Here is a 14,839-nt window from a genome sequence, read left to right as displayed (position 1 = left end):
ACAGGTTAGCGCGCTATAACTCGCTAGTCATTTCTCATACGTTCGAACTCTAGATGCTCAGGCGACCCATCATTGGATGAATCCAAAAAACCGTGTCCCCAATATGCGGCTGTGTATTTGCCGTCTTTTTTCTTTACATTGAATAGATAAGATGTTTTTGGTTCGTCCTCTAAAATTATGTCATATGCGTATCCGAATTTCCAAAACTGACCTTTTATTTGATAATCTTCTTTTTCTAAACCAAATTCTTGTTTCAGCTGGCCTTCTAAATACAGTTGGTGCAACACCTTTTGATGATAGATAAACAAAAAGCAAGATATAATAGCAAGAAGAATGCTAAGTAAGATCAACCGCCCCATCCGCCACTTGCCCTTTGCTTTCCAAAAGTTTGTCATCGGCTCTTCTTTCCTCCTGTCTCTACGTATGATACGGTACGAATAAGGAAGATATTGTTAATGCAAGTTCCTACTCTTACGAAAGAAGTGATTCACTTGAAAAAACATCTTCTGAGCCTCTGTTTCCCGGTCGTCTTTTTAATCGTTCCGCTTTGGGCCGGTCAACTTTCGCCGCTCTTACAGGCACTCTTTTTCCTGATGTTATTCATCTCAATCTGTCTGTCACTACATACGGCCTGGACGTTACTCAGCCCACGTATTCCGAACTGGACGGCCCGCGTCAACAGGATTCATCCGGCGCTTGGTATCTTGCTTGGTCTCGTTCTCCTGGCAGCGTTCGGCTATCTGTTCTTCACCGTCTTTTCGCTCGTCACGTTCGGAATCATCCAAAGTGTCCTGACGATTGTCCTGATGTACATCGGCCTGGCGATTTTTGTCTTCCTCCTCAGCTGTTTCGTCGAAGGAATCACGCGTCAAGCCAAAGACTCGCTGTTTCAGCCCGTCTTGATTTTTGTCTCGGTTTCTTATGTCGTCTTGACGACGTTCGGGATTTTACAACTCATCGCTTAACCCCTTAACCCGTCTCCGAACGGGTTTATTTTTCGTGGTGCAAGATCCCCTCTGCATCCAGCCGGACGTGCAGATTTCCGTCAAGTTCGAGAATGAGCGGACTCGTAATGGCCGGTTTCGGTGAGAACAACCATGTCCGGTCTTCTCGCCCGAGCAACAGATGGGTCCCGTCTTCCGGTGCTCCGAGGAAGTTCAGGAAGTCGATGTTAATCGGTTGATGGTAGCGGTGAAAGACACCGAGCTCGGCCAATTTTGCTCCGACACCAGCGACGTCCGGCGTCGTGACGTTCATTTCACCGATGTCAAGAATGTTCTGTTCGGTAAACGTTTCAAGCGACTTGTCCGGATTGACATCATGCCGGGCAATCAGTTCGACGACGTTTTCGTCCGGATCATAAAAGTAAACGGAATGGGCATTGATATTTTCAAAATAGATTTCGTCTTCCCCATCCTCGATCAGTAACGGGACTTGGTGTTTCAACCAATCTTTCGCAAGTTGGAAGGCATCCCCCGGAACATTAAACGCAAAGTGGTATTGTTTCGGTTGCTGTGTCGTATCGAGCTCGAAGCGAAGCTGACTCGTTCCGATTTGCACCGCAAATGTCGTTTTCGTCTCTTCGACGAGTGGAAAACCGAGTGTTGCCGTGTAAAATTCCTGCATCGGTTTTAACTCATTCGTCCAAAGTGTCGCTACTGTAATTTTCATCTTCCTTCTCCTTCGTCATCGCTTTAAATTGATTAGCTTTAGTATACAATAAATGATGTATAATACTGGTTAAAAAGTAAGTACATACCTATTTAGAAACGGAGGCAGACAGATGAAACGTTATACACTGGAATGCGGCGGTATTTCAACACAGATTACCGAATGGGGCGAAGCGGACCGCCCGGTCATTTTTTGCCTGCATGGTCTCGGCGGAACGAGCCTCAGCTTCATTGAACTAGCGGACGCCTTACAAGATACGTACCGGATCGTCTCGATTGATGCACCCGGTCATGGAAAAACCGAACCGTTTCCGGACGAACGCGACTATCGGTTCGCCCGGTTCTCCGATTGGCTGAACCGGCTGTTTGACCAGCTGCACATCGAGGACTTTTATTTCCTCTCGCACTCTTGGGGCAGCTTCATCGCACTTTTTTATCAGAAGGAACAGCCGGAGCGGGTCCTCGGATCTATCCTGCTTGACGGTGGATATCAGAGCAAACGGTTACGCGGGACACCACTCGAACAGGAATCTGCGTTTTACGAGACGGATTTTGAAGAATCCGTCGCGACCTGGGAAGAATTCCGGGACGTTGCCGTTTACGGACCCAAGATGCGCCGGTCACCGCTGCTTGATTTAGCCGGAAAGGATTTCGTCCGGATGCAGGACGGGCGATACTACTGGCATGCCCGGGCAAAGACGGCGCGTGCGATTCTGACCGCGATGTACCAGGACGAAATTCTCGATTTCCTCGACGACGTCCCCGGTGACAACCTGGTGTTACTCCGTGCGACGTTACCTGTCTCCGATGAGCCGTTCCGGCAAAAAGCGATTACCCTATGGCAGGAGAAAACCGGTGGAACCGTCGTGTCTGCTCCATCGACGTCCCATATCATTCACTGGGATGATCCGGCATTCGTACTGCAGGTTATTCAGGAATACTGGACGAACTCCCTTGCCGTCAACGAACAACACACTAACATCTGAAAAGATGGACTGATTAAAAAACGACTCCCTACTCATGAGGAGTCGTTTGCTTTGTCTATTCTTCAATCAGGCGACGTTTTCGATGAAGCGCCGGACTTCTTTCCGTGACTTTAACACGATAATTGTCTTCGTCGCTTCGACTTGAGCGAGTCTCGCTTGAATGTCGGGCCGCTGTTCATCCGGATAACGCCAAACCCACTTCAAAAAGGCAACATCAATTTTTTCCGGACATCCGGCTGCCATATCTAGTCGTGACTTGTGCCGGTACCGGATCGACCGTTTCAGAATCCGATAGACACAGGTCGCTCGCGGCAGATCGAGAAAGATGATCGTATCCGCGGCGTTCAACCGGAGATCCATCGTTCCGCCGTAGTTCCCGTCAATGATCCAGTCGTCCCGGCTGATCAAATCCGTTTGAATCTGTCGTTGTTCCTCGCGCGGCACCGCCTGCCAGTCTGCCCGCCATAATAAACTGTCGAGATGGTGAACGCGAATGCCCAGTCGTTGACCGAGTTGACGGGCTAACGTCGACTTGCCCGATCCGCCGGAACCGATTAGCATGATTTTTTTCATTCCGTTTCCTCCTGCGTTTCCACCCACTCCAGCAGGAACCGCCCGCCGGGACCAATCTGTTGCACCAACGGCCGGTCTGCTTCAATCACACGACCGATGACGTTGACCCGTTCGTCGGCCGTTAGATCCCGTTTTGTGATTTGTAATTCACCGGCATACCGTCCGTAATTCAGATTGTCGATCGTGATTGATCCAACCAGTCGGTCTGCCAGGACGACGGATTCAAGTAATCCGTTTCCAGGTCGTCCGTAAGCACGTGACTCCACCGACCGGATGACGTCCCGCGCCGGATCCATCCGGTTTGTCTGGATACTCTTTAAAAGCGGATCATCAACGGTACCGGTTGCCCGGAGAACAATGACGCCCTCCTGATACGCGGCGAACTGGTGCATCGTTCTTTCCGAAATACCGGGATCGCCAATCAGAATCCGGTCGACGGACGATTCCAACTCGAGATAGCAGGCAAATGGTGCCTGTCCCCGGTGATCTTCGAGCGTCGGTAACGTGGCATGCAACGGACCTCGTAATGGCCCGTCTCCCGGGATAAAAGCTTGGACACGGATTCCTTGCCCGTGAAGCCACGCATTTTTATCGTTGAACCAGTTCCGGTCAAGTCCCGTTTCCGGTCGTGGATAAAAGTTATGCCATGCCTCGACGTGCTCAAGCACCAGCCCCTCCGCTTTCATCGCGTCAAGTTCTTCTGCCGTCAGCGTACTGGCGTTTAAGGCCACCATCATCTGTTTTGATAAATCCGCGACCTGCTTCGGTGTCACGCCGTAGTCGACGCGTAGGCCGGTCACGCCCCACTCGGTCAACGTTCCGGCATCGTCCCATGTCTTACCGAGCGCAGCAAGGGAAGTCGGGGCGATATCGGCGACGAGTTCCATCTTAAGCTGTCGCGCCAATTCCCCTAAATTCCGCAACCGTTCGGTATAGAGCGACGGATCGTCTTCCGGAATATGTAACGAGGTAAAGATTAAGGTAAAACCAATCGTCCGCATCTGTCGGATGCTGTCTTTCGCCTCATCTGTCATTGGTTCACTTAAATAAACGGCAAGTCCTTTCATCTGTTCCACTCCTTCTTGTCAGCGTAGTGTTTAAAAACCATAAATTGTTACTAAAATTCCAATATAAGAATTTTTTAGGATATACTTCATGAATTATGATACCATTAGTACGAGATCCATAAAGGAGAGATTGTATGAAACGAATTTTGATTCCGTTCCTGTCGATTGCCTGTCTGGTATTGATCTGGAACGGCTACAGTCAGCATGCCGATTCAAAGACGGACCTGTTCCAACATAAACATTCTTATGTCGGTGACAACAGCGCCGTCGCGAATATCGTCAAAGAACTGGCACACCATCAAGAGTTGCATCAGATTGCCCTCGAAACGAAACAAACACCGTATGGCATCCATTTGACTTACAAGGACATCGAGACGGAACAAGTCGAACAGGAAATCAAAGAAACGGTCCTGTTCAACGCGACCTACCTGTTTGTTCTCGTCGATAACGTGGACCGGATTACATTCACCTTCCCGGATTATACTTTCACTGTGACCCGCGATAAACTGGACGGCTGGTACAACACGCAACTGAGCACAATCGAACAGGAACAAGCAGTCACAAAATTGATTCAGCGTCATCTAAAGTCTGAAACCAAGATCAACCAGTTTTTCGCTGACTGATCTTCACCTATTTAGAAACCAATGGAGGTCATCTGTATGTTCGCTTGATTCGGCATGACACAGGTTAAACAAACGGATCGTCAGTTCTTTAGGAATCTGTAAAAACGGACTGTGACCTTGATCCTGCTGACAGCCCTTCTCGTGTTGAATGGCGTGAAGTCTCTGTTGACTTACCTGATTCCCGCAGCATACCTGTCTGACTCAATCATTGCTGTTCTGCAAGGGACAGCGGGAGTTCTTGTTGCCTTGGTCTATGTCCTGGTTTTCGAACGTATGTTACAGGACAAGACCGTCGATACGAAGATTCAATGAGCGGTTCAAGTCTGTCCTCGTTCAGGGGATACACTTCACTTGAAGACAAAAGTGGTTTTTCTCTTGATCGAGAAGAACCACTTTTTTGCTCACTTCAAATCGTATGCCTAAGACAAGCACCACGTTGCTATTATCGATAATAAATTTACTAAAAATAATCGATTTTTTATGAAGAGTCTTATATATTAGATATTTTTACAGAAACGCCAACAACCTTCGCATCGATTTTTCTATCATCGGGAGCGAAGTTCGAATATCGATCCATCTTTTACTCTCCGAATCAAAGTACAATCCCTCTTGACGTATTTTTTCTTTTGAATTGATTTCGTCGTATTCTAAAAACAGGTCTATTTGCTGCTCCGCCTTCTTGAAGTCATCAAAAGGACCTGTCCCAAAATAAAATAAACGTCCCTCTTCCGTATAACCTGCTAGTTCCTCCAGTCTCTCTTCCATTTCTGCTTGCGGTCTTATTTTTCCTTTGACCATATCAGTGATGGTCGCGTACACTCGAAACGGTACCTGAGTCTTCAAAAATCGTTGTGAATACCATTCCCAAATCGCCACCCATTTAAAGATAATGTATAGAATATAGTCACATTGAGTTCCTTCCTCTCGTTCGTGAAAATCAACAGTCCAAGTGACCATGCCTGTACTAAATTTAAAATTCACGATAAACTCACCCACTCTTGTTTCATCGTCCACAAAATCGCCTAGTCGAATACTATACTTTTCCACGTAATCCTCTAACGGAATTGGCTGCTGTTCCGATTCTTGTACAAAGATTGTAATGTCCTCGAAGATACTACTATTCATGCTAAAACCTCCAAAATCACCTAAAAAAAAAGATTTATGCTTTTAATGATGAGAAACATATATTACTCGTAACAATTTAACCATGATAGTCTACTACTCTGATGATTTGTTTAATTGCAGGTAACGAGTACTCTAAATCAATCCACACGTTTAAGTCATGATCGTAATAAATTTTTTCAGTTCTCATCCGCTCAAATGAATTTCTTTCGTCAAAATCCAATACCCAGTCCATATTGTCGTAATTTATTTCCGAATCACTTGTTTCCTCAAAAACCAAATTGATAGGAATGGGTTCGGATGATGATAATTCACGATATTCTTGACTATGTTCACCAAATCTTTTTTTTATATCTTCTTCATCCAATATGTAACTTTTATTCGTAACAAGATCAGCCTGATAAAACCATTCCCAAATGATTGTCCATTTCTGGACTAATTTATCGACCCAATAATGTCCCCACTCTATGTCTTTTCTGTTGAAATCAAAACTGAACGTATCGTTTTTAAAATTAGAAGTGACATGCATGACAACTCTTGTTCCAGTGATTACATCTGGATGCTCAACGAAATAAAAGCCATTATCAAACTTCTTAGAGAATTCTTCAATCGATTGGATTTGACCATTTCTTTTTTTGAACTTCAGTTCGATTTTGTCAATTTTCATTATAGTTTTCTTCATAGGCTAAAAATCTCCTTATTTTATACTGATTTCAGTTCATCTGCTGATCAACAATTTGAACTCTAGTTATACAACGAATTGCCTACAAAACGACACTTTCTTACATTATTGTTAGGAAAGTTAATTTATAAAGATCAAAAGAGATGACTCAAATATGAGACACCCCTTTGATCGGAAATTATTAAATCCCATCTGCCATTTCTTCTTTGAAACCAAACCAGAAGGTAAACAAGAATCCAAAAGCATACGAGATGACGAGACCGCCGATATACGTCAAGTACATCCCGTTATCGATCAACGGTGTCAACGACAGACCGGATACACCGACCCCAAGCGCCGCCGTTTTCATCGTCGCTTGGAAGGCACCGCCGACTGCGGCTCCCATACAAGCCGTCAAGAACGGACGACCAAGTGGTAACGTGACCCCGTACAGCAACGGTTCGCCGATTCCGAGGAAACCGACCGGAATCGCTCCCTTGATAATGTTGCGCAACCGTTGATTCCGTGTCTTGACGAAAATCGCCATTGCTGCTCCGACTTGTCCGGCTCCTGCCATCGCAAGAATCGGCAAGAGTGCCGTATTTCCAATCGTATTTAACAGCTCCAAGTGAATCGGTGTCAGTCCGTGATGGAGACCGACCATGACGAGCGGCAGGAAGAATCCGGCGAGGACGGCACCGGCAAGCGGACCACCGACTTCAAGAATCACGTTGATCGCTTTCATGATACCGTCTGATAACACGCCGGCGACCGGCATGATGGCATACAGCGCCGTAAAGCCGACAATCAAGACGGTGAAGAGTGGCGTAAAGATGATATCAATTGAGACCGGCATGAACCGGCGGATGTGTTTTTCGAGATACGTCATCAACCAGGCGGCAAAGATGACGCCAAACAAACCACCCCGACCGACGACAAGCGGTTCCCCGTAAATGACGATGTCGACGAGCAACGGATTAAACAGAATCCCCCCGGCAATCGCCCCGAGGACCGGTGTGCCACCGAATTCCTTCGCCGTATTCCAACCGACGAGAATCGCTAAGTAGGCGAAGACCGTACTACCAATCAATAATAGAATCTGCATCCAGGTTTCTGTCGCATCGACTCCGGCGTTTTTCGCAAAGTTTGCCGCACCGTTGATGATTCCTGACGCGACCAGTCCCGGAATGAGCGGGATGAAGATATTACCTAAACGGCGTAAAAAGCGTTTGAACGGTGATTTTTGTTTGTCCTTCACTTTTTGCCGTTCAATTGCGGTCCGTTCTTCAAACGTCAAATTCTCATCGACCGACTCTTCACCGATCGCAAGCCCTGTCTCGCGGCTCAAGTGGTCGGCGACCCGGTTGACCGTTCCCGGTCCGACGACGATTTGCAGCGTCTCGTCATCGATGACGCCCATGACACTGTCAATTTGTTTCAGTGCCGGTATATCGGCTTTCGTCGGATCCTTCAGCGACAACCGGACACGTGTCATACAGTGGGCCAGTTGCCGGAGGTTGTCTTTTCCCCCGACATGTTCGAGGATGGCGGATGCCAACACTTCTTCTTTCTTCATGTTCGTCCCCCCTTAAAGCGCGTCGCGGACGAATCCGTGCGCACGTTGTAATCGTTCGACTGCCTCAGTATACGAAACGTCCGCTAAAATCATGACGATCGCCGTCTTGACGTGGCCGTTCGCCGATGTGAAATAACGCGCGGCTGTCTCAAGATCAACCCCTGTCGCTTCCACAATCATCCGTTTGGCCCGAATTTCGAGTTTTTCATTCGTCGATTGGACATCGACCATCAGGTTTTGGTAGACCTTCCCGACGCCGATCATAGCCGCCGTCGAAATCATGTTCAGGACAAGCTTTTGTGCTGTTCCGGCTTTGAGCCGGGTCGAGCCGGTCAAGACTTCCGGACCTGTCTCGACTTCAATCTGGAGGTCGGCATGCTGGCTGATGATGGCTTCTTTATTACAGGATAAGGCAGCCGTTACCGCACCGACTTCACGTGCATAGTCGAGACCGCCGATGACGTATGGGGTCCGGCCGCTTGCCGCAATGCCGATGACTGTATCGTTTGCCTTTAACTGCAGGGCTTGTAAATCTTCGACGGCCAGCGTCTTGCTGTCCTCCGCCCCTTCAACGGCTTTGATCAGTGCCCTTTCGCCCCCGGCAATCAGTCCGACGACCATGTCCGGTGAGACCCCGAACGTCGGCACACATTCTGCCGCATCGAGCACACCCAGTCGTCCGCTCGTGCCGGCTCCGATATAAATCAGCCGTCCACCTGATTGAAACGATTGAACGACTCGATCGACGACTTGTTTGATGACCGGAATTTCCTGCCGGATGACACTCGCGACCGTCTGATCTTCCTCGTTCATGACCGTCAGGATGTCTTCGACTGACATATCGTCTAGACTCATCGTTCGTTCATTGCGGCGTTCTGTCGCCAATTTCTCTAACATAACTTTCATCCTCTCTCAACAGCTCCTTTTTTCCTGATCATAACGAAACATTAATCCAAAGATAAATCGATATATTAGAAATAAAATTTCAGAAGAAGTCAATAGGGAAAGCCCAATCGAGTCGATTGGACTCCCTCAAACGAGCCTGTTATTTATTCCAGTTGCGGAATCCGTCCCCGAACTCGCGGTACAAGCCGGTTTGGAACGTACCGTCCTTAAACTTCGGTACATCAACCGGTAATTTCCCTTGTGGTACGAATTCACCAAAAATGGCGCGGATTCCTGCCGGTAAATTCGGTCCGGCTGATTTTGTGTTCCCTGCTTCCGAGTCCGGTCCGTTCGGATCACCTTTGAAACCGTAAACGAGTAATTGAGCGTCAGAATCGGGTTGGACGGCGACGTCATACGGATTCCGCAGACTGAGCAGGACAGATTTTTTACCCGTTCGGTTTGCCTGACGGAATACTTCAGCCGGCACATAATGATCTGCGGAAGATGTTCCGAGCTTCGCACTGTTATTGACGTTCGAGCCGACAATCAGATAGTCTGCTTGTCTAATTTTCTCTTGAAGCGCCGGATTTTGATCGAGATGCGGCGTTGAGGCTCCATAATTTTCCGTCAGCACGTTGACCTGCTTCAGGTTCCCGGCATTTTTCTCAAGCGACCGGATCGTCTTGACCATGCTGTCCGTCTGATCTTTTGTTGGTGACAGGACAAGGACCGTCTGCCCTTTTTTCGGTTTGAACGGCAATGTCTTCCGGTCATTTTTGACGAGCGTGACTGCCGCTTCCGTCATCTGCCGTTCAAGCGTCTTGTGCTCAGGACTGCCGACGACCGACTTCGCCTCGACCAGTTTTTCCTCAAGCGTCACATTCGAAGTTGCTTCACTCCAAATACCGCGTTTCGCTTTGAGTGTCAGAATCCGTTCGACCGAACGATCAATGTCCGCTTCTGAAAGCTCCCCGATTTCAACCGCTTCGATCACGTCGTCAAAAATCGACTCCAGTTTCGTCACATCGTTCACGGACCGGAGGATCGTCGGCATCAACGCGATATCGACACCAGCTTTAAACGTTTTGATGACGGCTTCCGACTCCGTGAAATTGTCGGCAATCGCCTGCATGTTCAACGCATCGGTGACGACAAGTCCCTGATACCCAAGCTCTTCCCGTAAGACACCGGTAATGACGTCATCCGACAATGTCGCCGGTAACGGGAATGTTCCTTGTTTAGACTCGACGACCTCATCCTCGATCTGCGGCATCCCGATGTGTCCTGTCATGACCATGTCGATTCCTTCCACCACTGCCCGCTTGAACGGAATCAGTTCGAGCTGTTTCAGTTCCGCCAGTGATTTATCGACGACCGGCAGACCGTAATGCGAATCAACCGCCGTATCGCCGTGTCCCGGGAAGTGTTTCGCCGTCGCAACGACCCCTTGTTCCTGGATACCGCGCGTCATGGCCGAACCCAGTTCCCCGACCAGGTTCGGATCACTGGAAAATGAGCGGACCCCGATGACGGGATTGCCCGGATTGTTGTTGACGTCCAGGACCGGACCAAAGTTGACGTTGATGCCGAGCGCATGCAGTTCGGAACCGATAATTCCGCCTGCCGCTTCCGCATAAGCCGGACTGCGGGTCGCCCCGAGTGCCATGTTGCCCGGTAAGTTCGTTCCCGTTCCGAGTCGCGTCACGATTCCGCCTTCCTGGTCGATTGTTACGAACAACGGAATGTCGTTGCTTGGATCCTGCTCGACGACTTCCTGCAGATCATGGACGAGTTTCGTCGTCTGTTCCGTCTCGCTGACGTTTTCCGCAAACAGGATGACACCGCCTAAATCAAACCGGTCGATGACCCGTCCGACTTCCGGTGCCAGTTGCGTATGATTGACCCCATCCCATAACCGGAAATCCGGCATAATCATTTGACCGATTTTTTGTTCAAGTGTCATCTGTTCCAGTTGCGCGTCGACCCGTTGCGTGACGGAAGATGTCGTTTCGGCCGCGACCGGTTGCACCGGCAGAGACGCGGCAAGTAACGCCGTCGTCAATCCGAGTGTCGCCGTCCAGTTGAGTTTCTGTCCCATATGCTCAGCTCCCCTTTTGTTTTGACTCCTGCCTGATTGCTGTTGCTTCCCCGTGTTCACTGTTAGTATAACAAGCCTAACAATCAGAAACAATATTTTATTTGAAAGCGTAAACATTTTGAAACAAAGTTTCTTTAATCATCTTTTCTCTTTAAGACTAAAGATAGGAATTCCGGTACAATTAATACATCGTCACATCTAAAAAGGAGACAATCATTGCATGAAAAAATTCCGCGGCAAACGCCGCTACTTCCGACAACTTCAAGCTGAGCAGCACCTGACGGCTCACCATCTAGATTTCAGTCCCGACAGCTGGTTTGATTTTTGGCACGTTCATCTTGATTTTCACGGACGCGGAAATGGTCATCTTAAAGTCCGAAAAGCGCATATTCAGGCACTGTTTCAGCTGATGAATGAGCTTGATGACGCTCTTCAGGCATGGGGACACCCTTATCAGCTGTGGATTGAACTGTCACGGTTGGACGCAGGGGCGGACGCCGTTTTTGTTCATACGAACAATCCGAACGGAAACAATTTCCCGTTCGTACTCCCGACCTTAACGAAAAATCCTGAACCACTTCCAGCCTATCTACAGGATATCGCTGACCTCGAGCAGTATCATATTCGTTCATACGAACGGTGCACTTTCGATGAATTTGATGACGAACCGGAAGAAAGCTTTGATCACATACTCGTTATTGAAAAGAAAGACATCATCCGTTCGGTGAGTCCGTAAAAAAAAAGCCCATTCATCACGGTCCTGGAAGGACATGACGGATGGGCTCTCGTTTAATCGTCAAATGAAGATGATTTCAAACATTTCTTACTTCATATAATCAAACATCTTCTTCGGACCGCCGAGTCGTAAATCGGCGATAATGTGTTGCGCATCCATGATTTTTCCGACCGGGAAGTCGGCCAGTGGTGCCATGACATGATGGAACAATTCCAGGCGGGCCGGGCCACGATAGGCTTCCTTCACCTGAATATCCGTGATTTGACTGCGCGTCAATTCAGAAATGATCAGCTCCCCTTCGTAGCCGCGGTGTTGCTTCAGCATGAATTGCGGCGTCCCGATGATGGCTTTCGCCTCTTCTTCCTTGATCGGATAGTACTTATAACCCATCGTCGCCTGGGCGACACGAAGCGAATGATAATCGAGTGTTCCAACGAGAACGTCGTTGTCTAAAAATAGCTTCGGTGAACCATATTTTTTCGGGAACGAGGCGACTTCCCGTCCGGAAGCGATCGCCGCCTGATTGTTGACATACATCGACAGGTAGAACTCCCCGATTTCTCCGTTATACCGCACCGGGATGACATGTCCGCATTCCAGATACGATCCGAGTCCCGTACTGTCCGGCATATTGATGACTTCGAACTTGATTTGGTTACCGATCAGCTCAAGCGGTTCCGGTACGACGGCTCGCAATTGTTCCAGGTCCGTTTCATAGACGATATTCAAGTATTCCCGGTTCCGGAAGAAAATATCGACCGCTGGAAAGACCGGCGCGTTAACTGGTGTCGCGACGATATTTTGGACATCCTCTTTTTTCATCTGATCATCCCCCTTATTTAACTTCGAGAAGTGTCTTGAACTGTTCGACACTCTGTTCAAAGTCGGTTACTTCCTGTTTGTCCTGTGCATTTCGGACGAGTGCCTGAATCATGGAGTTGACCGGTGTCGGAATGCCGTAAGTTTCCCCGTACATCGTGACGACACCGTTAATGTAGTCGATTTCGGTCGGCTGGTGTTTCCGTAAATCCTGCAACATGCTCGCTTCAAGATTTCGCGAGCTGTTCATCAGCTGCGGCAGTTCGATCATCTTTTGATCAATATCATCGAGCTCGCTGTACACCGTCAAATCCGCTTCCCCCATCCGCGCAAATTCGATTCCATGCGCATGACCGACATCAAGGACTTCCTTCATCGCGTGAATCGCGGCCCGCAACAGGACCGGATGGTCAAGCACGTCGCCATACGTCCCGTTACACGCAGCAGACAATCCGCTGAACGCACTGTTGATGATTAATTTTGACCATTTGGTTCCCGGCAGGTTATCCGAGATTTCTGTTCCGCCGATTGTATCGAGGATGTCTTTTAAGGCTATGATTCGCTCCGTCGTCTTCCCGTCGAGTTCACCGATCTGTAAGGCATATTTTTTAAAGAAGGCATACTCCGTTGTCAAACGGGATTGACCCGGTCCGACATACGTCGCTCCAAATTCTACCGAGCCGGCGATAATCCGTTCGCTCGGAATATGCTGACGGATGATTTCTTCCGGCACTCCGTTTTGCAAGGAAACGAGGATGCCGTCTTCTTTTAAAATGGCTTTGACGGCCGGTAAGACTTGCGGATTGTAGAGCTGTTTCGTCAGCAGCAGCACGACATCGTACATTTTATCAATTTCTTGCGGCAGCATCGCCGTCACGGGTTGCGTGAACTCCGGTCCGACAACGCGTGCCCCTTTCGTGTTCAGTGCCGTTACGTGTTCTAAGTTCGTATCAATCAAGTCAACGACAGGATATGTTTCACTCAAATACGCACCCATGATGGTACCGAGCGATCCTGCTCCATATATTGCGATATTCATTTCCATCACCTCTGTTATGAGCATATACCTGTTTTTACATAAACGAAAATATATAATAATATATACTACTATAAACCATTAGTTATACAGGAGGATTTAAGACATGGAACTGTTGCATTTAAAATACTTTCGAACCGTCGCGGAAGATTTGAACTTCACCCATGCTGCGAAACGTCTGTTCATCAGTCAACCGGCACTCAGCATGACGATTAAAAAACTCGAACGCGAGTTACAGACGGAACTGTTTCACCGCAATGGGCGGACGATTACTTTGACGAATCAAGGATTGATTTTACTGCGGTCCGTCGAAAAAATTGAGACTGAATTGGAACTGGTCAAAGAACGGCTGGCGAATCCGCAACAGGACGTAACGATCAGCCTCGCCAGTTCGCACGGTCGATTCATCCAGCTGCTGCTTGCGGAATTTTTAATGAATCCGTCATCCACTTTGTTTAATACGGAAATCCTGTCAAACCGCGAAATTCTGTCGCAACTTTTGTCGGACGAAGTCCATTTCTCAATCAGTTTCATGGAAATCAAACATCCGGAGATCACGAGTGAACCCGTCATTGAAGAAGACATTGTCCTGACGTATCCCGGCCACTGCACGGAACAGGACGTCCTGCGTGTGCTCTATGACAGCGAGACGACAAAATCTTTCCTGTTCCCTTCACACAATAAGGATTACAACAACTTCATTAAATTAAAGATGACGGAATTCAGTCTGTACGCCGACTCGATTCGTTACATCGATGACGTCTCGTTACAAATTGCTTTGCGCCAGCAACGGTATTTCAGTTTCGTTCCCGTCTCCGTCTGCCGTGAACTGCAGCTTCCGTACGTCTCCAAGGCTAACCTGACGATTGTCTCAAAAATCTATCTGTCACGCTTAAGCCGTGGCCTGACCGAAGAACAGCAGACTGTTTACGATGCCATCAAACACTTCTTCCTCCGCGAAGCCGCTTCCTTCGTTAAATAATG

17 protein-coding genes are annotated in these 14,839 nt (G+C 48.3%); 6 read left to right on the top strand and 11 right to left on the bottom strand.

All coding sequences use genetic code 11. From position 1 onward, the window contains the following. Positions 1-23: 23 nt before the first annotated feature. A complete protein-coding gene (locus tag AC3IRK_RS07205) occupies positions 24-395 on the bottom strand; it encodes a hypothetical protein (protein ID WP_489170632.1) in 372 nt (123 codons plus the stop codon). 87 nt (positions 396-482) lie between these two features. Here AC3IRK_RS07205 and AC3IRK_RS07200 point away from each other — a divergent pair, with 87 nt between their 5' ends. Next, positions 483-965: a hypothetical protein gene (locus AC3IRK_RS07200; RefSeq protein WP_255508444.1), complete on the top strand. Its 483-nt coding sequence runs from the start codon at positions 483-485 to the stop codon at positions 963-965. Between the two features lie 25 nt (positions 966-990). On the opposite strand, the gene AC3IRK_RS07195 is transcribed toward AC3IRK_RS07200, so the two are convergent. Further along, positions 991-1,671 carry a VOC family protein gene (locus AC3IRK_RS07195; protein WP_489170631.1) on the bottom strand — a complete coding sequence of 227 codons (681 nt, stop codon included), beginning with the start codon at positions 1,669-1,671 and terminating at the stop codon, positions 991-993. A 112-nt stretch (positions 1,672-1,783) separates the two neighbouring features. Between AC3IRK_RS07195 and AC3IRK_RS07190 the strand changes: the two genes are divergently transcribed. Next, positions 1,784-2,656, top strand: a complete 873-nt coding sequence (locus AC3IRK_RS07190) for an alpha/beta hydrolase (RefSeq protein ID WP_489170630.1) — start codon at positions 1,784-1,786, stop codon at positions 2,654-2,656. 66 nt (positions 2,657-2,722) lie between these two features. On the opposite strand, the gene AC3IRK_RS07185 is transcribed toward AC3IRK_RS07190, so the two are convergent. Both AC3IRK_RS07185 and AC3IRK_RS07180 read right to left on the bottom strand, forming a co-directional pair. After that, entirely contained in the window at positions 2,723-3,229 is a 507-nt protein-coding gene (locus tag AC3IRK_RS07185) for a DNA topology modulation protein (RefSeq protein WP_489170629.1), read from the bottom strand. After that, on the bottom strand, positions 3,226-4,296 hold the full coding sequence (locus AC3IRK_RS07180; RefSeq protein WP_489170628.1) for a DUF871 domain-containing protein: 1,071 nt from the start codon (positions 4,294-4,296) through the stop codon (positions 3,226-3,228). Before AC3IRK_RS07180 ends, AC3IRK_RS07185 begins: the two co-directional genes overlap by 4 nt. Before the next feature lie 134 nt (positions 4,297-4,430). On the opposite strand from AC3IRK_RS07180, the gene AC3IRK_RS07175 reads away from it, so the two are divergent. Together AC3IRK_RS07175 and AC3IRK_RS07170 are read left to right on the top strand one after the other, a co-directional pair. Continuing rightward, a complete protein-coding gene (locus AC3IRK_RS07175; protein ID WP_114595990.1) occupies positions 4,431-4,919 on the top strand; it encodes a DUF4825 domain-containing protein in 489 nt (162 codons plus the stop codon). Between the two features lie 165 nt (positions 4,920-5,084). Beyond that, positions 5,085-5,231, top strand: coding sequence for a hypothetical protein (locus AC3IRK_RS07170; protein ID WP_489170627.1), 147 nt, complete (start codon positions 5,085-5,087; stop codon positions 5,229-5,231). Positions 5,232-5,426: 195 nt separating this feature from the next. On the opposite strand, the gene AC3IRK_RS07165 is transcribed toward AC3IRK_RS07170, so the two are convergent. The 5 genes from AC3IRK_RS07165 to AC3IRK_RS07145 form a co-directional block, all read right to left on the bottom strand. Next, complete coding sequence (locus AC3IRK_RS07165; RefSeq protein WP_214855021.1) at positions 5,427-6,044, bottom strand: hypothetical protein; 618 nt, start codon at positions 6,042-6,044, stop codon at positions 5,427-5,429. 76 nt (positions 6,045-6,120) lie between these two features. Further along, positions 6,121-6,723 (bottom strand): hypothetical protein, encoded by a 603-nt coding sequence (locus AC3IRK_RS07160; RefSeq protein WP_489170626.1) that lies wholly within the window; start codon positions 6,721-6,723, stop codon positions 6,121-6,123. Between the two features lie 181 nt (positions 6,724-6,904). Beyond that, positions 6,905-8,278 (bottom strand): PTS transporter subunit EIIC, encoded by a 1,374-nt coding sequence (locus AC3IRK_RS07155; protein ID WP_489170625.1) that lies wholly within the window; start codon positions 8,276-8,278, stop codon positions 6,905-6,907. 12 nt (positions 8,279-8,290) lie between these two features. Then, positions 8,291-9,175 (bottom strand): N-acetylmuramic acid 6-phosphate etherase, encoded by an 885-nt coding sequence (gene murQ, locus AC3IRK_RS07150; RefSeq protein ID WP_489170624.1) that lies wholly within the window; start codon positions 9,173-9,175, stop codon positions 8,291-8,293. Positions 9,176-9,323: 148 nt separating this feature from the next. Continuing rightward, the gene (locus AC3IRK_RS07145) at positions 9,324-11,264 is read right to left on the bottom strand and encodes a glycoside hydrolase family 3 protein (RefSeq protein WP_489170623.1); all 1,941 of its coding nucleotides are present in this window, start codon (positions 11,262-11,264) and stop codon (positions 9,324-9,326) included. Positions 11,265-11,484: 220 nt separating this feature from the next. Here AC3IRK_RS07145 and AC3IRK_RS07140 point away from each other — a divergent pair, with 220 nt between their 5' ends. Beyond that, on the top strand, positions 11,485-12,000 hold the full coding sequence (locus tag AC3IRK_RS07140; protein ID WP_489170622.1) for a hypothetical protein: 516 nt from the start codon (positions 11,485-11,487) through the stop codon (positions 11,998-12,000). 87 nt (positions 12,001-12,087) lie between these two features. Here the strand turns inward: AC3IRK_RS07140 and AC3IRK_RS07135 are convergent, their stop codons facing one another. Together AC3IRK_RS07135 and AC3IRK_RS07130 are read right to left on the bottom strand one after the other, a co-directional pair. Further along, positions 12,088-12,822, bottom strand: coding sequence for an acetoacetate decarboxylase (locus tag AC3IRK_RS07135; protein WP_131972862.1), 735 nt, complete (start codon positions 12,820-12,822; stop codon positions 12,088-12,090). A 13-nt stretch (positions 12,823-12,835) separates the two neighbouring features. After that, complete coding sequence (locus AC3IRK_RS07130) at positions 12,836-13,858, bottom strand: ketopantoate reductase family protein (RefSeq protein ID WP_489170621.1); 1,023 nt, start codon at positions 13,856-13,858, stop codon at positions 12,836-12,838. Positions 13,859-13,961: 103 nt separating this feature from the next. Between AC3IRK_RS07130 and AC3IRK_RS07125 the strand changes: the two genes are divergently transcribed. Next, positions 13,962-14,837, top strand: coding sequence for a LysR family transcriptional regulator (locus tag AC3IRK_RS07125; protein ID WP_426355198.1), 876 nt, complete (start codon positions 13,962-13,964; stop codon positions 14,835-14,837). Positions 14,838-14,839: the final 2 nt, after the last annotated feature.

Source organism: Exiguobacterium sp. GL_137 (assembly GCF_057834585.1).
This window is presented reverse-complemented; position numbering and strand designations above follow the sequence as displayed.